Origin of the sequence: Micromonospora sp. B11E3 (assembly GCF_039871625.1) — a bacterium.
Lineage (GTDB): Bacteria > Actinomycetota > Actinomycetes > Mycobacteriales > Micromonosporaceae > Micromonospora.
In genome coordinates this window covers 79,616-104,191 of sequence record NZ_JBDPMC010000009.1, presented here as the reverse complement: position 1 = coordinate 104,191, position 24,576 = coordinate 79,616, and the positions used below count along the sequence as shown (strand labels likewise).

Here is a 24,576-nt window from a genome sequence, read left to right as displayed (position 1 = left end):
TTGGCGGCCCAGGTGCGGTTCTCTCGGCGTGTCGAGTGCCTGAGCTGCCAAGGATCCCGGTTCCGCCGGTCGGTCCACCCCGTTGACCCGCTGCCGCCGGGACCGGTCCACACTGGATCGGGCCCGGCGGCCGTGTCCGTGGCCGGTCACGCCCCGGCCCGGCCCGGGCCACCGGGCTCCGGCCGCAGCGCCGGTCGGACGAGCCGCCACCGGCAGTGCGCCCGGCTCCCGCGCTCACCGTCGGGCCGATCTGTACATCTGGTGGCTCTCACCGGGACACCGAAAGCATCTATTCTCCACCCGGCCCATTCCGCATCGGAGGCTCGGTTTGATGAACCCCAAGAGGCGCAAACGTATCCAGAACGCCTCGATCGTCCTCGCCACAGGCACCGCCCTCGTCCTCTCCACTGGGGCCACCGCCCACGCGGAGCAGGCGACGGGGACGCCGACGATCAGTGAGATCCATTACGACAACGCCGGCACGGACACCGGCGAGGCCGTCGAGATCGAGGCCCCCGTCGGCTTCGACCTGACGGGCTGGCAGGTCGTCCTCTACAACGGCAACGGCGGCGCGGTGTACAACACCAGGACGCTGAGCGGTGCGGTGCCCGAGGCGGGCGTGGTCGTGGCGAGCTACCCGACGGACGGCGTCCAGAACGGCTCCCCCGACGGCGTCGCCCTGGTCTCCCCCACCGGCGCGGTCGCCGAGTTCCTCACCTACGAGGGCACGTTCACCGCGGTCGGCGGCCCGGCCAACGGGCTGGCCGGCACCGACATCGGGGTCGCCGAGACCAGCACCACCCTGGTCGGCGACTCGCTGCAGAAGGTCGGCGGCACCTGGCAGGCCCCCGCCCCCAACACGTTCGGCGCCCGCAACGGCGGCGGCACCCCCGACCCGGAGCCGGGCACCGGCTGCACGGTCACCGTCGACCACACCATCGCCGAGGTGCAGGGCATTGGCACGGCGACGCCGTCGGCGGGCACCCGGGCCACCGTCGAGGGCGTGGTCACGGCCGACCACCGCACCGGCGGCTACAACGGCGTCTACGTGCAGACCGCGGGCAGCGGCGGCGAGCGCACCGTCGCCGCCGGGACGGCCTCCGACGGCATCTTCGTCTACCTCACCTCGAACACCGCGAACCACCCGTCGGTCGCGATCGGCGACCGGGTCCGGGTCAGCGGCACCGCGAGCGAGTTCAACGGCCTGACCCAGCTGAGCATCGCCAGCAAGACGGACGTGCAGGTCTGCGAGCAGAACGTGGCCCTGCCCGCGCCCGTCCCGGTGAGCCTGCCGCTGGACGACGCCGCCCGCGAGTCGGTCGAGTCGATGCGGGTCGCACCCGTCGGCCAGTTCACCGTCTCCGAGGTCTACAACACCAACCGGTACGGCGAGGTCGTGCTCGCCGCCGGTGACCGCCCGGCCGCCAACCCCACCGACGTCGCCCGCCCGGGCACGGACGCCGCGAAGCAGGTGGCCGCCGCGAACAAGCTCCGCCGCATCCTGGTGGACGACGGCAAGACCACGAACCTGTCCACCGCCGGGCTGCTGCCGCCGTACCTGTCCAAGGCGAACCCGCTGCGCGTCGGCGACTCCGTCGAGGCGTTCGGGCCGTCGGTGCTGTCGTACAGCTTCAGCGAGTGGCGGCTCCAGCCGGCCACGCCGGTCAGCGCGGACACCCCCGCCGCCGAGCGGACCAGCTTCAAGGCCACCAACCCGCGTACCGCCGGTCCGGTGGACGTCGGCGGCGACGTGCGGGTGGCCAGCTTCAACGTGCTGAACTACTTCGTCCACTTCGGCGGCGACGCCCGTGGCGCGGACGACGAGGCCGCCCTCGCCAAGCAGGAGGCGAAGATCGTCTCGGCGATCAACGCCCTCGGGGCCGACGTCGTCGCGCTGGAGGAGATCGAGAACTCCGTCCGGTTCGACGCGAGCGACCCGCAGCAGGCGCTGAAGCGCCTCGTGGCGGCGCTGAACACGGCGGCGGGCGCGGGGACCTGGGACTACGTCCGCACCCCGGCCGAGCTGCCGAGCGCGGCCGAGCAGGACTTCATCACCACGGCGATCATCTTCAAGCCGGCGAAGGTGCAGCCCACCGGCCCGTCGCGCTCGGTCAACGACGAGAGCGTCTGGTTCAACGCCCGCGAGCCGATCGCGCAGGCGTTCACCGCGGGCAAGCTCACCTTCATCGTGGTGGCCAACCACCTCAAGTCCAAGAGCGGCACCGGCACCGGCGACAACGCCGACGCCGGCGACGGTCAGGGCTCGTGGAACGGCGACCGGGTCCGGCAGGCGCGGGCGCTGGCCGCGTTCGTGGAGCAGGTCAAGGACGACAGCGACACCGACAACGTGCTGCTGCTGGGTGACTTCAACGCGTACACCCAGGAGGACCCCATGCAGGTCCTCTACGACGCCGAGTACCGCGACCTGAACGACACGGGCAAGGCCACCTACGTCTTCGGCGGCGAGTCCGGCTCCCTCGACCACGCCCTCGCCTCGCCGTCGCTGGCGATGCGGGTCACCGGGGTCGACGTGTGGCAGATCAACGCGGTCGAGTCGTTCGCGTTCCAGTACGACGGGCTGGCCGCGTTCTACGAGGCGAACCCGTACCGGGCCAGCGACCACAACCCGCTCGTGGTGGGCCTCAGCACCCGGGCCAAGCCGGTCGACCTCCAGCTGCTGAGCATCAACGACTTCCACGGCCGGCTGGAGTCCCCGGCCACCAGTGGCGGTCAGCCGGTCGGCGGCGCCGCGCAGGTCGCGGGCCTGGTCGGGCAGCTGCGGGCGCAGAACCCGAACACCGCCTTCGTCTCCGCGGGCGACAACATCGGCGCGTCCACCTTCATCTCGGCGATCGACGGGGACAACCCGACGATCGACGCGCTGAACAGCGCCGGCCTGGCCGCCTCGGCGGTCGGCAACCACGAGTTCGACAAGGGCATCGCCGACCTGACGGGCCGGGTGTCCGACCGCGCCGACTTCCCGTACCTGGGCGCCAACGTGTACCGGGGTGACACCCGGGCGCTGCCCGCGTACTCCGTCAGCACCGTGGGCGGCGTCCGCGTCGGCTTCGTCGGCGTGGTGACGGAGCAGACCGCGTCGCTGGTCAACCCGGACGGCATCGCCGGCCTGACCTTCCGCGACCCGGTGGCCGAGGCCAACCTGGTCGCCGGCCAGCTCAAGGACGGCAACCCGGACAACGGCGAGGCCGACGTGGTCGTGCTGCTCGCGCACGAGGGCGCGGCGACGGAGCACATCGCCTCCGCCGAGGCGCTGGCCAACGACCCGGTCTTCGGCAGGTTCACCCGGGTCGACGCGACCATCGACGCCATCTTCAGCGGCCACACCCACCAGCCGTACGCCTTCGAGCTCCCGGTGCCGGGATCGGACCGGCTGCGCCCGGTGGTGCAGGCCGAGGACTACGGCAAGCGGCTGGGCAAGGTCCTGCTGACCTTCGACCCGAACACGGGCTCGGTCACCTCGGCCGACGCCGCGCTGGTCGACGTCGTGGGCGCGCCGCAGGACCCGGCGGTGGCGGACATCGTGACCGCCGCCAAGGCCAAGGCCGCCGAGCTGGGCAAGCAGCCGCTCGGCAAGATCACGGCGGACGTCAAGCGGGCCTACACCAACGGCAACGAGGACCGGGGCAAGGAGTCGGCGCTCGGCAACTTCATCGCCGACGTGCAGCTCTCCCAGACCAGGGACGCCGGCCGGGGCGGGGCGCAGATCGCGTTCATGAACCCGGGTGGCCTGCGGGCCGACCTGCTGTACGGGACCGACGGCACGGTGACCTACGCCGCCGCCTTCGCGGTCCAGCCGTTCGCCAACGACATGGTCACCAAGAGCCTCACCGGCGCCCAGGTCAAGCAGGCGCTGGAGGAGCAGTGGCAGCCGGACGGCGCGTCCCGGCCGGTGCTGTGGCTGGGCGTGTCGAAGGGCCTCTACTACACCTACAACCCCGAGGCGCCCAAGGGCTCACGGATCACCTCGATCAAGCTGAACGGCACGCCGCTCGACCCGGCCGCCACCTACCGGGTCACGATGAACTCGTTCCTCGCCGCCGGCGGTGACAACTTCGCCGCCCTGGGGCAGGGCACGAACAAGACGACCACCGGCGACAACGACCTCACCATGCTGGTGAACTACTTCGCCGCGAACTCGCCGGTCACCGCGGACACCCAGCCGCGGTCGGCCGTCGGGCAGGCCGGGCCGCAGTGCACCACGACGATCACCGGCGCGTACAACAAGCCGCTGGTCGTCACCGCGGGCCTGACCTGCCTGGAGAACGCCACCATCGGCGGCCCCGTCACGGTCGACCCGGGCGCCTCGCTGATCGTCGACGGCGGCACCATCGGCGGCCCGGTGTACGCCACCCGTCCGGTGCTGTTCGAGCTCGACGGCGCGATCGTCTCCGGCCCGGTCACCGTCAGCGGCGCGACCGGTGCGGTGGAGATCAGCCGGGGCAAGGTGATCGGCCCGGTGTCGCTCACGGCCAACAGCGGCGGGGTACGCCTCGACACCGTCACGGTCGGCGGCCCGGTCACCCTGACCGGCAACACCGGCAGCCAGCCGGTGGTGGTCGCGGCGAACACCATCGGCGGCCCGCTCGGATGCTCGGGCAACAGCCCGGCCCCGGGCAACGACAACCGGCCGAACACGGTGCGCGGCCCGGCCACCGGGCAGTGCGCGAGGCTGTAGCACGCCAGCGCTCCAACGCGAACACCCCCCTCGGCGGTTTGCCGAGGGGGGTGTTCGCGTAAAGGCCTTCTCAACGCCTCCGGTAGAAATGGTTCCCGCTCACGCCCGAGCCGTCGGTCCGGGCGAGGGCACCGGCGGGCGCCGGAGGTCGGTGTCAGCGCCCGAGCAGACGCCGCACGGCCCGGTGGAGCCGGGCGCGCGGGCCGACCCGGGCCTTCCGCAGGATCGGTACGGCCCCGTCGGCGGCGTAGTGCAGCGTCAGCGGCAGCCGCTTGTCCACCGTCCAGCCGTTCTCGCTGACCCGCGCCTTGAGCAGCCAGGTGCCCTCGGTGCGCCCCGAGTTCAGGGTGGCGAGGTCCAGCTGGGCGGTGGCGTGGTGGACGAGACGCACCCTGCCGGGCCCGGCGCCGGGGACGGGCAGCTCCTCCGTACTGCGCTCGACGGGCAGGAAGAACTCCTCGCCGCCCCCCTTGCGCCCGACGACGACGTCGACGCGCGCCCCGGCCAACTGGCCGGTCACGTCGAGCATCTCCGGGTCGACGCCGTCCACGGGAAGCACCAGCCGGCGGCGGTCGCCCGCGACGTCGAGCGTGACCGGTTGGTCGCCGGACTCCAGCATGGCGGTGACGGCCAGCGTGAGGGTGCCCCGCTTGGCGCGGTACCGGTCGAGGCGGGCCCGGACCTGGATGCCCGCCTCCCACTCGGCCACCCGGCGCAGGTCGGACAGCCGGTCCTGCGCGGTGAGGGCGGTGATCGCCCGTTGCAGCGCCGGCAGGCCGGCGGCGACACCCGGCGCGAAGCGGTCCCGGATCACCTTCCCGCACTCCGCCGCCACCGCCGCGGCCCAGTCCTCCGGGGCCTCCAGCAGGCGCTTGCCGCGCAGCCGACTGGTGATCTCGTTACGCAGCCAGCGGCGGTGCAGCCGGTCGCGCAGCGGACCCGGCTCGAGGTGCGCGTCGACGATGTCCAGCACCTCGCGCAGGTTGGTGAAGTAGCCGACGGGGTCGAGCCTGCCCGCGGTCAGGTTCCCCGCGTCCTGCCGCCGGATGTGGTGGTAGCAGACGTAGTCCGCCAGCACGCAGGTGCGCTTGGACAGCAGCAGCGCCCGGACCACCATGGCGTGGTCCTCCAGCCGGCGGCGCCCCTCCGGGAAGCGGATCTCGTGCTCGTTGAGGAAGGACCGCCGGAACAGCTTGTGCGAGGTCAGGCTGTCGATCAGCGGCGCGTTGGCCAGCGTGGCGTCGGGCCGGTTCTTCCGGAACAGCTCGCGCGGCACCGAACGCCCGTACCCGGCCATCTTGCCGATCACGATGTCGGCGTCGTGTTCGGCGGCGTAGGCGTACAGGCGCTCCAGCGCCTCCTCACCGAACCAGTCGTCGTCGTCCGCGAAGAAGACGTACTCGCCGCGGGCGTGGGCGACCCCGATGTTGCGGGGCCGGGACGGCCAGCCGGAGTTGTCGATGTGCACCACCCGCAGGTGCGGGTGGGCGGCGGCCAGCTCGTCCAGCCGGGCCCCCGTGCCGTCGGTGGAGCCGTCGTCGACGAAGACCGCCTCGAACTGCTCGGGCGGCAACGACTGGCGCAGCAGCGAGTCGATCAGTTTCTCCATGTGCGGTCCGGAGTTGTACGCCGGCACCACCACACTGACCTTCGGACCAGTCATGCTTCTTCCCCGTCGAGTCTGACGAACCCATGAACGGCTCACTGTAGATGGTGACCCGCGGAACGCGCCTCCAGCAGTCGGGTCCGTGTCGGTGGCGTTACGGATACCGCCCCGTTCCCACCCCGGTCACCCGCCGCCCCCGGCGTAAACGTTTCCACCGCCGCCGGTGCTGCCCGGCGGAAAGACGGTGGCATCGACCCGGCCCGACCCGTGTGAGTCGCGACTACCGAGGGTAAACCGAGATCATGGGATCGTTGCGTATCTCGCCGCCACCGCCCCACGCCACCGAACTCCAGCGCTGGGAGCTGGGCACCGGAGCCGAGCTGCGCGGGCTCCGCGCCTCCCTGCACGAGGCGCTGACCGGCCATGCCCTCGGGGCCGGCGAGCAGCTCGACGACATCCCGGAGCGGGTGGTGCTCGTCGCCACCGAGCTGGCCACGAACGCCCTGAAGCACGGGCTTCCGCCGACCACCGTACGGCTGCTCTGCGCGGACGACGTCTTCATCCTCGACGTCGCCGACCACGACCTGAGCACCGTACCCGAATTCGGCGACACCGATCCGCTCGGCGCCGGCGGCCGGGGCCTCCAGCTCGCCCACGCGTTCTCTCTCGACGTCGGCTGGTACGCCACCCCGCACGCCAAGCACATCTGGGCGTCCTTTCCCCGTGAGGCCGAGCCCGCCAGGTGAGTCGGGTCGCGCCGCGACGGTAGGTGCGGGCACCGGCCAACCGTGGTGGCGCTCACGCCCGCCGCGGGCCGCGGCGACGGTACGGTTTCCCGGCGGAGCCGCACCGGCCAGGCCGGAGACGCCGGCACCGGGCCGCGAGCAGGAACGACGGAGGGACGCCCGTGCCGGAGGCCGACGAGCTGATCGCCGACGCCCTCGCGGCGGCGCGCGGCACCGACGTACGCGCGGCGGAGCGACAACTGGACCGGCTGGTCGTCGGCGCCGGGGTCCCCGGCGGCCCGGCGGCGGTGGACGCCGCCCTGGTGGCGCGGCTGGTCCGCGGCGTGGCCCGGCTCTGGCCCCGGGGCTGGCAGCCGGCGGACCTCGCCCGGATCGCGACCCGACGGCTCGGCCCGCCCGGCGGGCGGCTCGTGGTGGACCTGGCCGCGGCCCAGCGCCGCAGCCAGCCGGGCCCGGTGCCGGGCTGGTGGGACGACCAACTCGCGGGCCTCGACGCGACCGTGTGGTGGGACGACGACGCCGGATACCTGACCGCCTGGGCCGCCCGGCAGGGCACGGACCGGATCGCGGCCCTGCGCGACGCGGTCGACGTGCTGGCGCTGGTGGAGAGCCTGCCCCCGATCGCGGTGCTGCGCCCGCCGCCCGGCGCGGCGGGGCCCCTGGCCGCCATCCCGGCCGGCGGCACCGGCTCGCGGATGCTCGACCGGGTACGCGCCCTGCTGGCCAAGGCCGAGTCGACCACCTTCCCCGCCGAGGCCGAGGCGCTGACCGGCAAGGCGCAGGAGCTGATGAGCCGGCACAGCATCGACGCCGCGCTGGTGGCGGCGACCGCCGAGCGGCCCGACCTGCCCGGCGGGGTACGGCTCGGCACCGAGCCGCCGTGCCCGGGGGCGAAGGCGCTGCTGGTGCAGGAGGTGGCGGCGGCGAACCGGTGCGAGTCGGTCTGGTCCGACGACCTCGGCTTCGCCACCGTGCTCGGCTTCCCGGCCGACCTCGCCTCCGTCGAACTGCTCTACACCTCGCTGCTGGTGCAGGCCACCGCCGCCATGCTGCGCGGCCGGACCGCGCGGAGGGGCGGCGGCCGGCGCACGAAGGCGTACGACGAGTCGTTCCTGAACGCGTTCGCGCTGCGGATCGGCGAGCGGCTGCGCGCGGCCACCGAGGAGGTCAGCCGGGAGGCGGCCCGGGAGCAGGGCTCCGACCGGCTGCTGCCGGTGCTGGCCGCCCGCGCGGACGCGGTGCGGGAACGCCTCGACGACCTCTTTCCCGGGGTCACCCGCAAGCGGCTCACCGTCTCCGACGAGGAGGGCTGGTCGTCGGGAACCTCGGCCGCCGAGCGGGCCTCGCTGACCCCCGGCGTACGCCCGCCCCGCCCAGTAGGCGGCGGCCGCCCCCGGGGCCGCTGACCCGCCCGCCCGTCGCCGGTCCTGCCCTGCGCGTCGCTCCCCGCCGGCCGCCGCGCGTGTCGGTGGCACCGGCGCGCGGCGGCCGGCAGGATTTTGGTTGAACTTTCTCCGGCCGGGGTGTCGGATCCGCGGCGCCCGCTCCGACCCCTCACCGGGACGCGCCGACGGGGCGCGGCCGAGACACGAGGAGTGCCACCGTGAAGTACATGCTGCTGATCTGGAACCGCCCGGGGTTTGTCGAGGGGCTGTCGGAGCAGGACCGCAACGCCATCTTCAGCGAGGTCGACGAGATCATGAAGGAGCTGACCGAGTCCGGTGAGCTGGTCGGCGGCCAGGCGCTGGCCGACCCGTCGCAGACCAGGACGGTGCGGCTGACCGGCGACCGGACGGAGGTCACCGACGGGCCGTTCATGGAGAGCAAGGAACAGTTCGCGGGGTACCTCACGGTGGACTGCGAGTCGCCGGAGCGGGCCGTCGAGATCGCCGCCCGCTGGCCGGACGTCCGGATGGGGTTCGGCGTGCTGGAGGTCCGGCCGCTGATGGACGACGCCGGGACCGAGATGTGACCGGTCCGGGCCCGGCCGTCGAGGACCTGCTGCGTACGCTCGCGCCGCAGGTCCTCGGCCTGCTCGTCCGCCGGCACGGGCAGTTCGACGCCTGCGAGGACGCCGTGCAGGAGGCCCTGCTGGCCGCCGCGCTCCAGTGGCCCGCCGACGGCGTGCCGGAGCACCCCCGGTCGTGGCTGGTCACCGTGGCGACCCGCCGGCTCACCGACGCCTGGCGCAGCGAGCGCGCCCGCCGGGACCGCGAGGTCGCGGTGGCCGTCCGCGAACCGGCGTACGCGGGGATCGCCCCGCCGCCCGACGAGGAGCCGCCGGCCGGCGACGACACGCTGCGGCTGCTGTTCCTGTGCTGCCACCCGGCGCTGAACCGGCCGGCGCAGGTCGCACTGACGCTGCGCGCGGTCGGCGGGCTGACCACCGCGCAGATCGCCCGCGCGTACCTGGTGCCCGAGGCGACCATGAGCCAGCGCATCCGGCGGGCGAAGCAGCGGATCGAGGCGGCCGGCGCCCGGTTCACCATGCCGTCGCCCGCCGAGCGGGACGAGCGGTTGCGGGCCGTGCTCCAGGTGCTCTACCTGGTGTTCAACGAGGGGTACACGGCGTCCAGCGGGCCGGACCTGCGGCGCGCGGAGCTGACCGTGGAGGCGGTCCGGCTGGCCCGCGAGCTGCACCGGCTGCTGCCCGACGACGGCGAGGTGGCCGGGCTGCTGGCGCTGATGCTGCTCACCGACGCGCACCGGGCGGCGCGGACCGGGCCGGACGGCGAGCTGGTCCCGCTCGCCGAGCAGGACCGCGGCCGGTGGAACCGGGCCGAGATCGAGGAGGGGACCGCGCTGGTCACCGAGGCGCTGACGTGGTCGCCGCCGGGGCCGTACCAGCTCCAGGCGGCCATCGCGGCGGTGCACGCGGAGGCACCGAGCGCCGCCGAGACCGACTGGCGGCAGATCGTGGCCCTGTACCGGCTGCTGGGCCGGATCGCGCCGAACCCGATGGTCACCCTCAACCAGGCCGCCGCGGTGGCCATGGTGGACGGCCCGCGGGCCGGGCTGGCCCTGCTCGCCCCGCTGGACGACGACGAGCGCACGGCCGGACACCACCGGCTCGCCGCCGTCCGGGCCCACCTGCTGGAGCTGGCCGGCGAGCCGGGCGCCGCCCGGGAGGCGTACCTGGCCGCGGCCCGGGCCACGACCAGCCTGCCCGAGCGGCGCTACCTGGAGGTACGGGCCGCCCGACTGACCGACCGGCGATGAGTACGCCGCCGCCCGGTCAGGACCGGAAGCCCGGCGGGATCGGCGGGCAGTGGGCGCCGGCGGTGGGAACCTCCAGCGAGACCAGGTACCGGTCGACCGCTCCACTGACGCAGGGGCTGGTGGTGTAGCTGCCGTGCCCCCACCCCTCGTACGTCAGCAGGGAGGGCGGGCGGAGGCGGAGGCCGGGTGGTCAGGCGCGGCAGTCCCGGGCCAGCCTCGGCGGGATGTCGACGAACGTCTCGCCCATCCACTTGGCGGGGCTGGTGGCGCGGGCACCCCCGTCGAGCCGCCGCGCGGTGTCCGCGAGCAGCGCCTCGATCCTCGGGTCCTCGGCCCGGGCCGCCTGCTCACGTACGTCGTCGGCGAGCCCGGCGAGGGTCCGCTTGAGCCGTGCGTTCAACTCCTCGGGGGTCGTCTCGTCGCGGGTCGCGGCGGCCGAGTCCGCGGCGATCTTCTTGCTGCCGGCGAGGATCAGTTTGTCGACCGCCTGGCACACCTGCGCGGTGTTCGCGGCCGTGACGGCGGTCGGGGACCCGGACGGCGTCGGGCCGGCGGTCGGCACGGTCGTGGCGGTGCGGGTCGGCGCGGCGGCGGGCGCTCCGGCGCCGTCCTCGGCCGACTGGCAGCCGGCGGTAAGCGTCGCCAGGGCCACCAGAACGGCGGCACGGAAGGCGGTCGCGGCGTGACGAGTCATGGTCTCCCCGTTCGATCGTGGACGGTCCCAGCATGCCCGTCGGGTCCGACGGCGGCACGCGGCAGCGCCGCGCTCCGAGGCGTACGCCGAAGCCGGTCGACCGCCGGCGGCCCGTCGGGCGACATCCGGCACGGGGCCGGGCGCACCCGCGCCGGGCCGACGCGGGTCGGCCCGGCGCGGAGTGCGGCACTCAACTCCTGAGCGCGTCCTTGATCTTCTCGCCGGCCTGCTTGAGGTTGGCGGCGGCCTGGTCGTTGCGGCCTTCGGCCTCCAGGCGCTCGTCGTCGGTGGCCCGCCCGGCGCCCTCCTTCAGCTTGCCGGCGGCGTCCTCGGAAGCGTTGGCGATCTTGTCGTCGATACCCATGCGAACCTCCACTGCCGCCTGTTCTCGTACGCCCTCCAGGTACCCCGCCCCGAACCGCCCAACCATGCCCACCGTCGGGGCGGCGTTTGGCCGACCCCGCCGAACCGCGTCGATCATGGAGTTGGCGGCAGGTTCGGGCACCGGAACCGCCGCCAACTCCATGATCACCGGGGGTCACCCGGCGGCGGCGCGGAAGCGGCGCAGGCGGAGGCTGTTGGCCACCACGAAGACCGAGGAGAAGGCCATCGCCGCGCCCGCGATCATCGGGTTGAGCAGGCCGGCGGCGGCCAGGGGCAGGGCGGCCACGTTGTAGGCGAAGGCCCAGAACAGGTTGCCCTTGATGACCGCCAGCGTGCGGCGGGACAGCCGGATCGCGTCGACCGCGGCGGTCAGGTCGCCCCGGACCAGGGTCAGGTCGCTCGCCTCGATCGCCACGTCGGTGCCGGTGCCCATGGCCAGCCCCAGGTCGGCCTGGGCGAGCGCGGCGGCGTCGTTGATCCCGTCGCCGGCCATCGCCACGGCCCGCCCCTCGGCCTGGAGCCGCCGGACCACGTCGACCTTGTCGGCCGGCAGCACCTCGGCGATCACCTCGTCGATGCCGACCTCGGCCGCCACCGCCCGGGCCACGGTGGCGTTGTCGCCGGTGAGCAGGACCGGGGTCAGGCCGAGCGCGCGCAGCCCGGCGACGGCCGCCGCGCTGGTCGGCTTGACCACGTCGGCCACCGCGAGCACGCCCCGGGCGCGCCCGTCCCAGCCGGCCAGCACCGCCGTCCGGCCGGCGGCCTCCGCGTCGGTCGCGGCCCGCGCGACCCCCTCCGGTACGTCGAGTCCGCGCTCGCGCAGCAGCCGCAGCCGGCCGACGGTCACCTCGCGGCCGTCCACCGTCCCGGCGACGCCCAGCCCCTCGGCGTTGGCGAAGCCGGTGACCGGGGCGAGCGGGCCCGCCTCGGCCGCACCGGCGGCGACGGCGCGGGCGATCGGGTGCTCGCTGGCGGCCTCCAACGCCCCGGCCAGCCGCAGCAGCTCGGCGGCGTCCTCGCCGTCGGCGGGCAGCACGTCGACCAGGGTCATCCGGCCGGTGGTGACGGTGCCGGTCTTGTCCAGCACCACGGTGTCCACCTGCCGGGTGGACTCCAGCACCTCCGGGCCCTTGATCAGGATGCCGAGCTGGGCGCCCCGCCCGGTGCCGACGAGCAGCGCGGTCGGGGTGGCCAGGCCGAGCGCGCACGGGCAGGCGATGATCAGCACCGCGACGGCGGCGGTGAACGCGGCCGCCGGCCCGGCGCCGGTGCCCAGCCACCAGCCCAGCGTGCCGACGGCGAGGGCGATCACGATCGGCACGAACACCCCGGAGATCCGGTCGGCCAGCCGCTGCACGGCCGCCTTGCCGGTCTGCGCCTGCTCCACGAGCCGCGCCATCTGGGCGAGCTGGGTGTCGCCGCCGACCCGGGTCGCGGTCACCACCAGCCGGCCGCCGGCGTTCACGGTCGCGCCGACCACGGCGTCCCCGGGGCCCACCTCGACCGGCACGGACTCGCCGGTGAGCATGCTGGCGTCGACGGCCGAGGTGCCCTCGTCCACCACCCCGTCGGTGGCGATCTTCTCGCCGGGGCGGACCACGAACCGGTCGCCCACGGCGAGCTGGTCCACCGGGATCCGGGTCTCCACCCCGCCGCGCAGCACGGCGACGTCCTTGGCGCCCAGCTCCAGCAGGGCACGCAGCGCCGCACCGGCGGTGCGCTTCGACCGGGCCTCGAAGTACCGGCCGGCGAGGATGAACGCGGTCACCCCGGCGGCCGCCTCCAGGTAGATGTTGCCGGCCCCGTCCGTGCGGGTGATGTCGAGCCGGAACGGGTGGGTCATCCCCGGCATGCCGGCGTCGCCGAGGAACAGCGCCCACAGCGACCAGCCGAACGCGGCGAGGGTGCCGATCGAGACGAGGGTGTCCATCGTCGCCGCGCCGTGCCGCAGGTTGATCCACGCGGCCCGGTGGAAGGGCAGGCCCCCGTACGCCACCACGGGTGCGGCCAGCGTCAGCGACAGCCACTGCCAGTAGTCGAACTGCCAGGCCGGGACCATGGCGAGCACGATCACCGGCACGGTCAGCGCGACCGACACCCACAGCCGGGTGCGCAGCCCGCGCAACTCGTCCGCCGGCTCGGCCGCGGACGGCTCGGCGCCGGCGGGCGCCGGGGGCGGTGGCACGGCGGCCGTGTAGCCGGTCTTCTCGACGGTGGCGATCAGGTCGTCCGGGGTGACGTCGTCGGGGTAGGAGACGCTGGCCTTCTCGGTGGCGTAGTTGACCGTGGCCGTCACGCCGTCCATCCGGTTGAGCTTCTTCTCGATCCGGGCGGCGCACGACGCGCAGGTCATCCCGCCGATCGCCAACTCGATCCGGTTCGGCGCGACCTGCAACGGCTTCGCGGGCGAGGTCATCGCTGCCTCCTGTCAGTCGTGGCCGTGACCGGGAGCGCCGTGGCCGGCGTCGGCGGTCGGGGTGGCGGTGGCGGTCGAGGTGGCGGCCGGGGCGGCCGTCGGGGTGCCGGCCGCCGTCGCGTCCCCCGCGCCGGCGACGACGGTGAACTCGGCCGTCCGCACCGCGTCGCCGTGGCGGAAGTCGAGGTAGAGCCGGTAGGCGCCGGCCGTGGGGAACTCCGCGGAGAACGTCACCGCGGGCCCGGCGGGGGTCCGCCCGTCGCCGGGCGCCCCCTCCGGGTGCACGTGCAGGTACGCCAGGTCCCCCTGGCGCAACGCGACCAGGTGGCCGTACGCGCCGAGGTAGGGCTGGAGGTCGGTGACCGGCACGCCGTCCCGGCTCACGGTCAGGGTCAGCTCGCTGGCGTGGCCGGGCCGTGGGGTGCCGGCCAGCGTGACGGTGTAGCCGTCGACGGTGGCGCTGGCCGCCGGGGCGGGCAACGGTCGGGCAGCGAGCGGGCCGGGCACGGTGACGTCGACGCCGAGGGTCAGCGCCGGGCCGCCGGTGGGCGTGAAGTCGGCGAACGCCCGCCAGACGCCGGGGCCGGCGAGCGGGGAGGCGACCCGCCAGGTGCCGTCCGGGGCCATCTCGGGGTGCACGTGGCGGAAACCGGACAGGTCCCGGCGGGCGACGATCAGGTGCATGCGCCTGTCGTGCGCGACGTCGTACCGGGTGACCGGCTGCCCGTCCGGGCCGGTGATCCGGAAGGCGAAGTCGCCGGCCGGGGCGGCGAGCGGGGTGAGGGTGTAGCCCCGGTCGGAGACGAGCAGCCCGCCCGGCAGGTGGGCGGGATCGGCGCCGGCCGGCGCGTGGGAGTCGGCGTGGTCGGGGCTCGCCCCGCCGGGGCGGTCGTGGGCGGCGTCGACGGCGTCGTGGCGGGTCTCGGCGGCCGGGGCGACGGGGCCGGCGACCTGGCCGACCCCGTACGCCGCGCCGAACACCGCCGCGAGGCCGAGGGCGAAACCGCTCAGCTTCGTCGCCGTGTTCATCGTGACACCTCGGTTCCTCGGTGGGCCGGCGTCACGCGCCGACGAGGTCGTACCCGGCCTCGTCGACGGCGGCGCGCACGGCGTCGGTGTCCAGCGGGCGCTCGCTGGTGACGGTGACCTGACCGGAGGCCAGGTCCACCTGGACCTCGCTGACGCCCTCGATCGCGCCGACCTCGGCGCTGACGGCGTTGACGCAGTGCCCGCAGGTCATGCCCTGCACCTGGTACGTCGTGGTGACCATCGGAGCTCTCCTCTCACCGCGCCCCATGATACCCCCGGGGGGTAGGAGCGGGACGCACGACTGCCTGTTCGCGTTACCGATACCGGGTGGGGGTATCGGTGCCATGGAGGACCGTACCATACCCCCCAGGGGTACGCTATCCTCGATCGCATGACCGGACCGACGCCCACCCCCATCCGCGGGTACACCGCCAGCAAGGACCAGCTGCTCGCGCGGCTCCGCCGCGTCGAGGGCCAGGTCCGTGGCATCGAGAAGATGGTCGACGAGGACCGCTACTGCATCGACGTGCTCACCCAGATCTCGGCGATCCAGGCCGCCCTGGACAAGGTCGCCCTCGGCCTGCTCGACGGGCACGCCCGGCACTGCATGCACGAGGGCGCCGCCGAGGGGCGGGCGGACGAGATGGCCACCGAGATGATGGCCGCCGTCGGCCGCCTGATGAAGCGCGGCTGACGACCCACCGCCCGGACGGACCGCCCCGCGCCGGCAACCTCCGACGCGGGGCGGACCTGGGTCACAGCCGGGCGAGAATCTTGTTCATCGCGTCGATCTCGGCCTGCTGGCTCGCGGCGATCCGCTGCGCCAGCGCCTTGGCGTCCTGGTTGGCGCCCTTCGCCAACTCGTCCTTCGCCATGCTGATCGCCCCTTCGTGATGGGCGATCATCATGGTCAGGAACCGACGGTCGAAATCGGTACCCGTCGCGCTCGCCAGGCTCGTCATGTCCGCGTCGGACATCATCCCCGGCATGTCGTGCGCGGTCGAGGACGGAGGCGCCCCGTGCCCGTGCCCGGAGCCGGCGGCCGAGAGCGGCCGGCCCCACGCGGCGAGCCAGCCGGTCAGCGTGGCGATCTCCGGGTCCTGGGCGCCCTTGATCTGGGCAGCCAGGCTCTTGACCTCCGCGTCGGCGGCCCGGGTCTCCGCGAGCTCCGCCATCTCCACCGCCTGCTGGTGGTGCGGGATCATCATCTGGGCGAACATCACATCGGCGTCGTTGAACGTGGTCGGCTCGCTGGCCGGGGCACCGCTGCTCACCGTCGCGGCCGGCGTTCCCTGACCGGACGAGGGGTGGCCGGAGTCGTCGGCGGAGCCGCAGGCGGCCAGGGCCAGGGCGGCGGTGAGCCCCACGCCGGCCAGGGCGGCGCGGCGGGCGGTCGTACGGGTTCTCATCGTCTTCGGATCCTTCCGGGTCGGAACGTACGAGGGCAGCACGGAGCGCCGGGCACCGGCCAGGGGCCGGGCACCCGCGCGGGGCGTCCTACGTACGCGACACCGAGATCTCGGCCAGCCGCAGGCCGACCGGACGGGGCGGCGGGGCGCGCGGGCCGGGCGAGCCTCCGTCGCTCGCGCCGCCCGCCACCCCGACGGCCCGTGCCCCTGCCAGCAGCAGCACGGCCACCAGCACGGCCAGCCCGAACGCGCCGAGGACCGCCAGGCAGACGCTCCACCCGGGCAGGCTCCCGCCGCTTCCGTCGCCGGGCAGCGGCCGGGCCTGGGCGCACCCGCCTTCCCGGCAGTCGCCGTGAATCGCGCCCGACCACGCCGACAGCTCCGATCGAGCGGCTGGGGCCGGCACGGCGGCGTGGGCGACGAGCACCGGCCGCGGTTCCGGCGACCCGGCGGGGTGGTGACCCTCGTGGGCCCCGCCGGCGGCGTGCCCGCCGTGGCCGAGCGTGTGCATCGCGGTCAGCCCGACCAGGGTGCAGAGCAGCAGGGCCAGCCGGGCCCACCGCCCGGTCGTCGCCTGCACCGCCGCCCGCACGCACCCACGCTAGCCTGCCCGGCCGGCGCCGCACCTGCGGACGCCCGGAGCCGGATCCGGTCGCCCCGGGCCGAGGCGCACCCGGCGCAGCAGTTGGGCGTTCAGGGCCACCACGATGGTGGACGCCGACATCAGGACCGCGGCGGCCGCCGGGCTCAGCGTCACCCCGGCCCGGGCCAGCACGCCGGCGGCCAGCGGCAACGCGACCACGTTGTAGCCGGCCGCCCAGGCGAGGTTCTGCACCATCTTCCGGTACGACGCCCGGGAGAGCCGGACGACGGCGGCCACCCCGCGCGGGTCGGACGAGGCGAGCACCACGCCCGCGGACTCGATCGCCACGTCGGTGCCGGCCCCAATCGCGAGCCCCACGTCGGCCCGGGCCAGCGCCGGGGCGTCGTTCACCCCGTCGCCCACCATCGCCACGGTCAGCCCCCGGCGCTGGAGTTCGGCGACCTTCTCGTCCTTGTCCGCCGGAAGCACCTCGGCGAACACCTCGTCCACCCCGGGCCGGAAGCCGAGGTCGGCGGCGACCGCCCGGGCCACCGGACCGGCGTCCCCGGTGATCATGGCGATCGTCCGGACGCCCTGGGCGCGCAGCTCGGCGATCGCCTCCCGGGCCTCGGGGCGTACCTCGTCGGCGAGGGCGAACGCGGCGAGCACCGTGCGGGGCAGGCGGACCAGGTGCAGCACGGCGGCGCCGTGGGCCGCCCAGTCCCCGGCGGTCGCGTCCAGTTCGGCGGGGAGGTCCGCGCCCAACTCCCGCAGCAGGGCCGGGCCCCCCACCGCGTACTCCGTACCGTCGATCGTGGCCTGGACCCCCCGGCCCGGCAGCGAGCGGAAGCCGGCCGCGCGCGCCGCCCCGCCGTGGGGCCCGGCGGCCGCCACGACCGCCCGGGCCAGCGGGTGCTCGCTGTCCGCCTCGACCCCGGCGGCCAGCCGCAGCGCGTCGTCCTCCCCGGTCCCGGCCGTGGTCGCGACGCCGGTGAGCACGTGCTCGCCCCGGGTCAGGGTGCCGGTCTTGTCGAACAGCACCGCGTCGACGCCGCGCATCCGCTCCAGCGCGAGCCGGTTCTTCACGAGGATGCCGGAGCGCGCGGCGACCGCCGTGGAGAGCGCGACGACCAGCGGGATCGCCAGGCCGAGCGCGTGCGGGCAGGCGATCACCAGCACGGTGACGGTCCGCACGACGGCCTCGCCGGGACGGCCGATGACGGTCCAGACCAGCACCGTCACGACGGCGGTGGCGGCGGCGACGTAGAACAGCCAGGCCGCGAAGCGGTCGGCGAGCACCTGGGCCCGGCCGCTGGAGCGCTGCGCCTCGGCGACCATCCGCTGGATACCGGCGAGGGTGGTCTCCTCGCCGACCGCCCCCACCTCCAGCCGGACCGCCGAATCGGTGGCGACCGTGCCGGCGACGACCCGGTCCCCGGCCGACCGGACGACCGGGCGGGACTCCCCGGTGATCATGGATTCGTCCAGCTCGGCCGCGCCCTCGACCACCTGCCCGTCGGCCGGCACCCGGCCGCCCGGCCGGACCAGCAGCACGTCGCCGACGCGCAGCCCCGCCACCGGCACCCGCTCGGTGTCGCCGTCCGGCCGGACCCGCTCCGCCTCGTCCGGCAGCAGGGCGGCCAGCGCGGCGAGCGCCCCGCGGGCCTGCCCGATCGCCCTCATCTCCTGCCAGTGCCCGAGCAACATGATGGTGACCAGCGCGGCCAGCTCCCACCAGAAGTCGAGCCGGAACGCGCCGACGCTGGTCGCCAGCGATGCCGCGTACGCCACGCTGATCGCCATCCCGATGAGCAGCATCATCCCCGGCGCCCGGTCGCGCAGCTCGCGGAGCGCGCCGACCAGGAACGGCCAGCCGCCCCACCAGAAGACCACCGAGCCGAGCACCGGGCCGACCAGGGACCGGCCGGGAAACTCCGGGAAGCGGCCGAGCCAGTCCGTCGCCACGTGGCTGGTGGCCACGATCGGCAGGGTCAGCGCCAGGCACAGCCAGAACCGGCGACGGAACATCTCCGGGTCGTGCCCCGCGTGCCTGTCGTGCCCGGCGTCTCCCTCCTGTGGCCCGGGGCCGCCGGTGCGACCCGGCGCGTCCCGGCTCCCGTGCCCCGCGTGCGCGTCGTGACCCATGTCTCCAACATGCCGCCCCGCACGGCCCGCCGTTCGCCGAACCACCGGCGGAATCCGGCGCGCACTCTGCGCCCGCAGGTGGGCCTGGCTACGATTCCGGGGCGATGGTCATCCGGAATCCGCTCCGTCCGCCCGCGCCGTCCGGGCCGCCGGCCCGCGTCCCAGCCTGACACCGTTTGGAGATCGTCGATGGGCGCCGACCACAGCCGAGCTGCTCCGCCCACCCCGCCCGGGGTGCGGCGGATCCTCGTCGCGACCGTGCTGCCGCTCTTCGCCCTCACGGTGGTCGCCGCGATCCTTCTCTGGCCGCGCGGCGGCGGTCCGCAGGCCGACGACGCGGCGGCCGTCCCCCGGTACCACGGCACGGTGACCCGGGTGGTGACGGAGCCCTGCCCGCCGCAGCCGGACGCGCCGGAGGGCGGGCCCGCCGCCGCGGCGGGCCCGTGCGGCACGGTCACCGTACGGGTCGAGCAGGGGCCGGACACCGGGCAACAGGTCGAGACGCCCATCCCGACCGGCCCGGGCGCCCCCACGGTCGCCGTCGACGACCGGATCGTCCTGGTCCGGCTGACCGACCCGGCGGACCCGGCGGCGACCAGCTACAACATCGCCGAGCACCAGCGCGGCAAGCCGCTGCTCTGGCTCGCGCTGGTGTTCGCGCTGGCGATCGTCGCGTTCGGCCGCTGGCGGGGGCTGGCCGCGCTGGCCGGCCTCGCCGCCAGCTTCGCCATCCTGCTGACGTTCGTGCTGCCCGGGATCGGCGGCGGCGGGTCGCCGCTGCCGATCGCGATCGTCGGCTCCGCGTTGATCATGTTTGTGGTGCTCTACCTCACCCACGGGATCACCGCGCAGACGTCGGTGGCCGTCCTCGGCACCCTGGGCAGCCTGGTGCTCACCGGCGTCCTCGGCGCCCTGGCGACCGCCGCCACCCACCTCACCGGGTACGGCACCGAGGACGCCACCACGCTGTCGATGTTCCAGGCCGACGTGGACCTGCACGGCCTGCTGCTCGCCGGCATCATCATCGGCTCGCTCGGGGTGCTCGACGACGTCACGGTGACCCAGGCGGCCACGGTGACCGAACTGGCGCACGCCAACCCAGGGCTGTCCAGGTTGCAGCTCTACCGGGCGGCCACCCGGGTCGGGCGGGCGCACATCGCCTCCACCGTGAACACCATCGTGCTGGCGTACGCCGGTGCGTCCCTGCCGCTGCTGCTCCTGCTCACCGCCGACTCCCGCCCGGTGTCCGAGCTCCTGACGAGCGAGTTCCTGGCGCAGGAGATCGTCCGCAGCGCGGTCGCCACGCTGGGCCTGATCGCCGCCGTACCGCTGACGACCGGCCTGGCCGCCGTGGTCACCGCGGCCGGCCGCACCGGCCCGGGCCGGCCCGCCGCCGACGGCGATTCCCCCGCCGACGTGCCCACCCCGCGCACGCCCACCACCGGCCACCGTCCCAGTCAGCGGGAAATCGCGCTGGAGGCGTTGAGCGGAGGAGGCGCCCACGACGGCTTCCGGGCCGGGCCGATCCACCCGCCGTCCCGGCCCGGAGACCGAGAAGGGAGCACGGACATCGCATGGTGAGACTGCTCAGCGTGACCGTCCCCACTGTGCGACCTGCGAAACGCGTCACCCATTACCGAAAGCAATTACGAAATGACGCATTTGGCGGGCTTCTGGGCGTAGATCCGCAGGAGTGCTCTCAGGTAACCTCGCTGCCGGTCACCGCCGAAGGCGCGCAGCGGCGCCTGCGGGGCCACCGCCCAATCGCCGCGAGGCGAGCCGGGGAACCAGGTAACCGGGGTGAATCCGCGACCGCGGTAGGGGCCACTTCCGCCCCGAACCCGTCAGCTAACCCGGTCGGCGGACGAGGGAAGGGAACACTGTGACGGCACCCCTACGCCGCTGGTTGACGCCCGTGGTGGCCGTGTTCGCGGCCCTGGCGATCCTCGCCGGACCGGCCGCCCCGGCGATGGCCGAGCCCTCCGGCCCCACCCCGTCCGGGCACGAGGAGGACGACGAGCCCCAGCTGATCACCGACGTCATCGAGGCCGCCAACCGCGAGTACAGCCAGGCCAAGGCGAAGCTGACGAAGTCCAAGCAGCGCCAGCAGCAGCTCGCCCTCGAGGTGCAGCGGGCCCAGTTCGAGCTGGACGCCCTCGCCCCGCAGGTCAGCGAGTTGGCCGCCCAGTCGTACCGGACGGGGCGGATCGGCGCCATGGCGGCGCTGCTGGAGAGCGGGAACCCGGACTCGTTCGTGCAGCGCGCGTCCGCCCTCGACGAGCTGAACATGATCAACGCGCAGAAGCTGGCCCGGGTCAACGAGGCCAAGACCCGCGCCGAGCAGGCCAAGCTGGCGCTCGACGCCGAGGTGCGCGAGCAGCAGAAGCAAACGGCGATCATGGCCAAGAAGAAGCACGACGCGGAGAAGGCCCTCGCGCTGGTCGGCGGCCGGGGCTTCACCGGCGGCCTGGTCTCCGCCACGTCCCCGGTGGCCCGGATCGCGCCGGGCCGGACCGCGGACGGCGGCTGGCGCCCGGAGTCGTGCAGCGAGAACGACCCGACGACCTCCGGCTGCATCACCCCCCGCACCCTGCACGCGTACAAGGAGGTCAAGCGGGCCGGTTTCAACCGCTTCGTGGGCTGCTACCGCCCCGGCGGGCCGTGGGAGCACCCGAAGGGCCGCGCCTGCGACTGGTCGCTGCAGAACAGCGGCTTCAGCCCGTGGCACAACAACGACACCCGGATGTACGGCAACAACCTCGCCGCGTTCCTCATCCGCAACGCCGATCGGCTGGGCATCTACTACGTCATCTGGAACCGGCAGATCTGGTTCCCGGCCACCGGCTGGAAGTCCTACAGCGGCCCGTCCAACCACACCGACCACGTGCACATGTCGCTGCTCTGACGCCGACCCGCGCACGAGGGCCGTCCCGGGCGGGGCGGCCCTCGTTCGCGTTCGGGTGCCGGCGACGCGGCCGCGGGGGAGGCCGGCGGCCTCCAGCGCGGCCGGGCAGACCAGGCGGCGGCCGGGCAGAGCAGACAGCGGCCGGGTGCGGCAGGCGGCGGCCGGGCGGGTCAGGCGGCGGCCGGCGGCTCGGTCAGGCCGGCCGGCACCGCGGCCACCGCCCGCGTCTCGCCCGCGCTGAGCCGGTACGACAGGCCGACCACCGCGCACCGTCCGCCGGCCACCTCGGCGGCCAACACGGACGAGTTGGCCAGGATCGCCTCGACGGTGTGCGCGATGTGGATGTCGACGATCTCGTCGAGGTCCTCGACTCCCCGCTCGGCGGCCAGGCCGAGGCTGGGCAGCACGGGGTCCACCACCGCCCGTAGGTGACCGGCCGGCGCGACGCCGGTGCTGGCCGCCGCCCTGGCCGCCTGCACGGCCCCGCAGGAGTCGTGCCCGAGCACCACCACCAGGGGGGTGCCCAGCACCGTCACCGCGTACTCGACGCTGCCCAGCACCTCTGGGCCGACGGTGTGCCCGGCCGTGCGGACCACGAAGAGGTCGCCCAGGCCCCGGTCGAAGATGATCTCGGCGGCCAGCCGGGAGTCGGAGCAGCCGACGATCACCGCGAACGGGTGCTGCCCCTCGGCCACGGCAGCCCGGTGGTCGGCGTCCTGGTTCGGATGGTGGGGCGTGCCGGCGACGAACCGGCGGTTGCCGGCGAGCAGCTCGGCGAAGGCCTGCTCCGGGGTGGGTGGGAAACCGGCGGCCGGCGCACGGCCGATCGACCGGGGGCCCAGCTTGTCCATCGAAGACTTCGAATTGTTCATGCCCTACCACCTCGCCATTTCACCCGTCGGCAACGGCGCCACTCGCGGCACGCGCGCCGTCGACCCACGGTCACACGCAGCGAAACGCACGTCAAGAATTACGTGATATGCATTTCATGTGTTGAGGTCGGTCGCGGGCGGCGGCAGGCGCCTACCCGGGGCCGTCGGGGCCATACCATGTCGGACATGGCGACGACAGGCGAGAACGGGAGCACCCGGAACTGGACGTTCCTCACCAACCACGCGCACGTGCTGCTCGCCATCGCCCGCAACCCCACCGCCCGGCTGCGCGACGTGGCCGACGAGGTGGGCGTGACGGAGCGGGCGGCCCAGGCGATCGTGGCGGACCTGGAGGCCGGCGGGTACCTGCGCCGGACCCGGGTGGGGCGGCGCAACGAGTACACGGTGAATCCCAGCGGCCACTTCCGCCACCCGGCGGAGTCGTACCGTCAGATCGGCGACCTGCTCGCCCTCTTCGCCGGCAACCCGGAGGAGGAGAGCGCCGCCTTCTGACCGGGGGCGGGAGCGGTAGTCTCTCCCGGTGCGCGAGAGCTTCCGGCCGGAGCGGATGGCAGTGAGCGGGCGTGGCGGGCGGGGCCGCCGGTCCCTCCTGTGTGGACTCGCGGCGCTGCTGGTCGGCGCCGCCGTCGTGCCGCCCACGCCGGCGACCGCCGCCCCCGTCTGCGGCCCCACCGGGGAGACCCTGCCGCCCGGGACGCCCTGGGCGCTGTCCCGGCTGGAGCCGTCGGCGGCCTGGCGGATCACCCGCGGCGAGGGCGTCACCGTGGCTGTCATCGACTCGGGAGTGTCGGCCACCCATCCGCTGCTGCGCGGGCAGGTGCTCCCCGGGGCGGACTTCAACAACCTGCCGTCGAACCAGGGCCAGTGCGACCTGGCCGGGCACGGCACGATCGTCGCGGGCATCATCGCCGGCAAGGAGGGCACCGGCAAGGCGTTCACCGGCATCGCCCCGGCCGCCGAGATCCTTCCCGTGCGGGTGCTGCCGGATGCCAAGACCAGGACGGACGAGGGCCTGCCGGCGCAGATCGCGCGGGCCATCGTCTGGGCGGTCGACCAGGGCGCCGACGTGATCAACCTGTCGCTGGTGACGCTGCCCCGCCCCGAGCTGGAGTCCGCCATCGAGTACGCGCTGGACAAGGACGTCGTGGTGGTGGCCGCCGCCGGCAACCGGCAGGAGCAGCAGCAGAACCTGCCGGCGTACCCGGCGGCCTACCCGGGCGTCATCGCCGTCGCCGGTGTCGACGAGCAGGGCGGGCACGTCGACAGCTCGGTCGTCGGCGACTACGTGGACATCGCCGCGCCGGGACTGAACATCGTCGGCCCGGCCCCCCGGGGGCAGGGGTACCGCGCCGAGCCGCAGGGCGGCACCAGCTTCGCCGCCGCGTACGTCTCCGGCGCGGCGGCGCTGGTCCGCGCCGCGTACCCGGACCTCAGCCCGGCGCAGGTCGCGTACCGGCTCACCCGGACGGCGGACAACCCGCCGGACGGGCGCAACGCCGAGCTCGGGTACGGGGTGGTGAACCCGTACCGGGCGGTGACCAGCCTGCTCGGCACGCGCGACGACCCGCCGCCCGGGGCGATGCCCGCGCCGCCCCCGCAGCAGGACCCGCTGGCCTGGCAGCGCACCGTCGCGGTCTGGGCGGCCGTGATCGGCGCGGCGCTGGCCGGGCTGCTGCTGGCCACCCGGCCGATCCTGGCACGGGGCCGCAGCCGGGGCTGGCGGCCGGGACGACGCCCCGCCGAGACCGGCCCGACCGCCTGAGCCCCGACACGGCGACGGGGCGCTGACCCCCGGCACGGCGACGGGGCGCCGCCGGCCGCGGAAGAAGCGGCGGACGACGCCCCGTCGAC

At 74.7% G+C, this 24,576-nt stretch carries 21 protein-coding genes and 1 riboswitch; of the genes, 10 read left to right on the top strand and 11 right to left on the bottom strand.

Translation table 11 applies throughout. The annotated features are described in order from the left end of the window. Window positions 1–331: 331 nt before the first annotated feature. Entirely contained in the window at window positions 332–4,696 is a 4,365-nt protein-coding gene (locus ABGB16_RS07575) for an ExeM/NucH family extracellular endonuclease (RefSeq protein ID WP_347667240.1), read from the top strand. Between the two features lie 154 nt (window positions 4,697–4,850). Here ABGB16_RS07575 and ABGB16_RS07570 read toward each other — a convergent pair whose 3' ends face one another. Beyond that, window positions 4,851–6,359 carry a glycosyltransferase family 2 protein gene (locus ABGB16_RS07570; protein WP_347667239.1) on the bottom strand — a complete coding sequence of 503 codons (1,509 nt, stop codon included), beginning with the start codon at window positions 6,357–6,359 and terminating at the stop codon, window positions 4,851–4,853. Between the two features lie 245 nt (window positions 6,360–6,604). Between ABGB16_RS07570 and ABGB16_RS07565 the strand changes: the two genes are divergently transcribed. The 4 genes from ABGB16_RS07565 to ABGB16_RS07550 all read left to right on the top strand — a co-directional run bounded on the left by ABGB16_RS07565 (window position 6,605) and on the right by ABGB16_RS07550 (window position 10,267). Continuing rightward, the gene (locus ABGB16_RS07565; protein WP_347667238.1) at window positions 6,605–7,048 is read left to right on the top strand and encodes an ATP-binding protein; all 444 of its coding nucleotides are present in this window, start codon (window positions 6,605–6,607) and stop codon (window positions 7,046–7,048) included. 161 nt (window positions 7,049–7,209) lie between these two features. Next, entirely contained in the window at window positions 7,210–8,454 is a 1,245-nt protein-coding gene (locus tag ABGB16_RS07560; RefSeq protein ID WP_347667237.1) for a DUF2786 domain-containing protein, read from the top strand. Window positions 8,455–8,660: 206 nt separating this feature from the next. After that, complete coding sequence (locus tag ABGB16_RS07555) at window positions 8,661–9,020, top strand: YciI family protein (RefSeq protein ID WP_347667275.1); 360 nt, start codon at window positions 8,661–8,663, stop codon at window positions 9,018–9,020. After that, window positions 9,017–10,267 (top strand): sigma-70 family RNA polymerase sigma factor, encoded by a 1,251-nt coding sequence (locus ABGB16_RS07550; RefSeq protein WP_347667236.1) that lies wholly within the window; start codon window positions 9,017–9,019, stop codon window positions 10,265–10,267. The genes ABGB16_RS07555 and ABGB16_RS07550 overlap by 4 nt, the downstream gene beginning before the upstream one ends. Before the next feature lie 16 nt (window positions 10,268–10,283). On the opposite strand, the gene ABGB16_RS07545 is transcribed toward ABGB16_RS07550, so the two are convergent. The 6 genes from ABGB16_RS07545 to ABGB16_RS07520 form a co-directional block, all read right to left on the bottom strand. Continuing rightward, complete coding sequence (locus tag ABGB16_RS07545; RefSeq protein ID WP_347667274.1) at window positions 10,284–10,424, bottom strand: alpha/beta hydrolase; 141 nt, start codon at window positions 10,422–10,424, stop codon at window positions 10,284–10,286. 33 nt (window positions 10,425–10,457) lie between these two features. Then, window positions 10,458–10,961, bottom strand: a complete 504-nt coding sequence (locus ABGB16_RS07540; RefSeq protein WP_347667235.1) for a hypothetical protein — start codon at window positions 10,959–10,961, stop codon at window positions 10,458–10,460. Window positions 10,962–11,151: 190 nt separating this feature from the next. Then, on the bottom strand, window positions 11,152–11,325 hold the full coding sequence (locus ABGB16_RS07535; RefSeq protein ID WP_347667234.1) for a CsbD family protein: 174 nt from the start codon (window positions 11,323–11,325) through the stop codon (window positions 11,152–11,154). A gap of 174 nt (window positions 11,326–11,499) precedes the next feature. Next, window positions 11,500–13,761 (bottom strand): heavy metal translocating P-type ATPase, encoded by a 2,262-nt coding sequence (locus tag ABGB16_RS07530; RefSeq protein ID WP_347667233.1) that lies wholly within the window; start codon window positions 13,759–13,761, stop codon window positions 11,500–11,502. 12 nt (window positions 13,762–13,773) lie between these two features. Continuing rightward, complete coding sequence (locus ABGB16_RS07525) at window positions 13,774–14,790, bottom strand: hypothetical protein (protein ID WP_347667232.1); 1,017 nt, start codon at window positions 14,788–14,790, stop codon at window positions 13,774–13,776. A 31-nt stretch (window positions 14,791–14,821) separates the two neighbouring features. Beyond that, complete coding sequence (locus tag ABGB16_RS07520; RefSeq protein WP_347667231.1) at window positions 14,822–15,031, bottom strand: copper ion binding protein; 210 nt, start codon at window positions 15,029–15,031, stop codon at window positions 14,822–14,824. 150 nt (window positions 15,032–15,181) lie between these two features. Here ABGB16_RS07520 and ABGB16_RS07515 point away from each other — a divergent pair, with 150 nt between their 5' ends. Next, entirely contained in the window at window positions 15,182–15,484 is a 303-nt protein-coding gene (locus ABGB16_RS07515) for a metal-sensitive transcriptional regulator (protein ID WP_347667230.1), read from the top strand. Between the two features lie 61 nt (window positions 15,485–15,545). Here the strand turns inward: ABGB16_RS07515 and ABGB16_RS07510 are convergent, their stop codons facing one another. From ABGB16_RS07510 to ABGB16_RS07500, 3 genes are all read right to left on the bottom strand, one after another. Further along, a complete protein-coding gene (locus ABGB16_RS07510) occupies window positions 15,546–16,199 on the bottom strand; it encodes a DUF305 domain-containing protein (protein WP_347667229.1) in 654 nt (217 codons plus the stop codon). A gap of 88 nt (window positions 16,200–16,287) precedes the next feature. Beyond that, window positions 16,288–16,791: a hypothetical protein gene (locus tag ABGB16_RS07505; RefSeq protein WP_347667228.1), complete on the bottom strand. Its 504-nt coding sequence runs from the start codon at window positions 16,789–16,791 to the stop codon at window positions 16,288–16,290. A 9-nt stretch (window positions 16,792–16,800) separates the two neighbouring features. Further along, window positions 16,801–18,810 (bottom strand): copper-translocating P-type ATPase, encoded by a 2,010-nt coding sequence (locus ABGB16_RS07500; RefSeq protein ID WP_347667273.1) that lies wholly within the window; start codon window positions 18,808–18,810, stop codon window positions 16,801–16,803. Window positions 18,811–19,116: 306 nt separating this feature from the next. On the opposite strand from ABGB16_RS07500, the gene ABGB16_RS07495 reads away from it, so the two are divergent. Beyond that, window positions 19,117–20,508, top strand: coding sequence for a YibE/F family protein (locus ABGB16_RS07495; RefSeq protein ID WP_347667227.1), 1,392 nt, complete (start codon window positions 19,117–19,119; stop codon window positions 20,506–20,508). A gap of 166 nt (window positions 20,509–20,674) precedes the next feature. Next, window positions 20,675–20,805: riboswitch (cyclic di-AMP (ydaO/yuaA leader) on the top strand. A 4-nt stretch (window positions 20,806–20,809) separates the two neighbouring features. Continuing rightward, on the top strand, window positions 20,810–21,832 hold the full coding sequence (locus tag ABGB16_RS07490; RefSeq protein ID WP_347667226.1) for a hypothetical protein: 1,023 nt from the start codon (window positions 20,810–20,812) through the stop codon (window positions 21,830–21,832). Between the two features lie 170 nt (window positions 21,833–22,002). Here the strand turns inward: ABGB16_RS07490 and ABGB16_RS07485 are convergent, their stop codons facing one another. Beyond that, window positions 22,003–22,683, bottom strand: a complete 681-nt coding sequence (locus tag ABGB16_RS07485) for a carbonic anhydrase (RefSeq protein ID WP_347667272.1) — start codon at window positions 22,681–22,683, stop codon at window positions 22,003–22,005. Between the two features lie 198 nt (window positions 22,684–22,881). Here ABGB16_RS07485 and ABGB16_RS07480 point away from each other — a divergent pair, with 198 nt between their 5' ends. Further along, window positions 22,882–23,217: a helix-turn-helix domain-containing protein gene (locus tag ABGB16_RS07480; protein ID WP_347667225.1), complete on the top strand. Its 336-nt coding sequence runs from the start codon at window positions 22,882–22,884 to the stop codon at window positions 23,215–23,217. Window positions 23,218–23,245: 28 nt separating this feature from the next. Further along, complete coding sequence (gene mycP, locus ABGB16_RS07475) at window positions 23,246–24,487, top strand: type VII secretion-associated serine protease mycosin (RefSeq protein ID WP_347667224.1); 1,242 nt, start codon at window positions 23,246–23,248, stop codon at window positions 24,485–24,487. The last annotated feature ends 89 nt before the right edge of the window (window positions 24,488–24,576 follow it).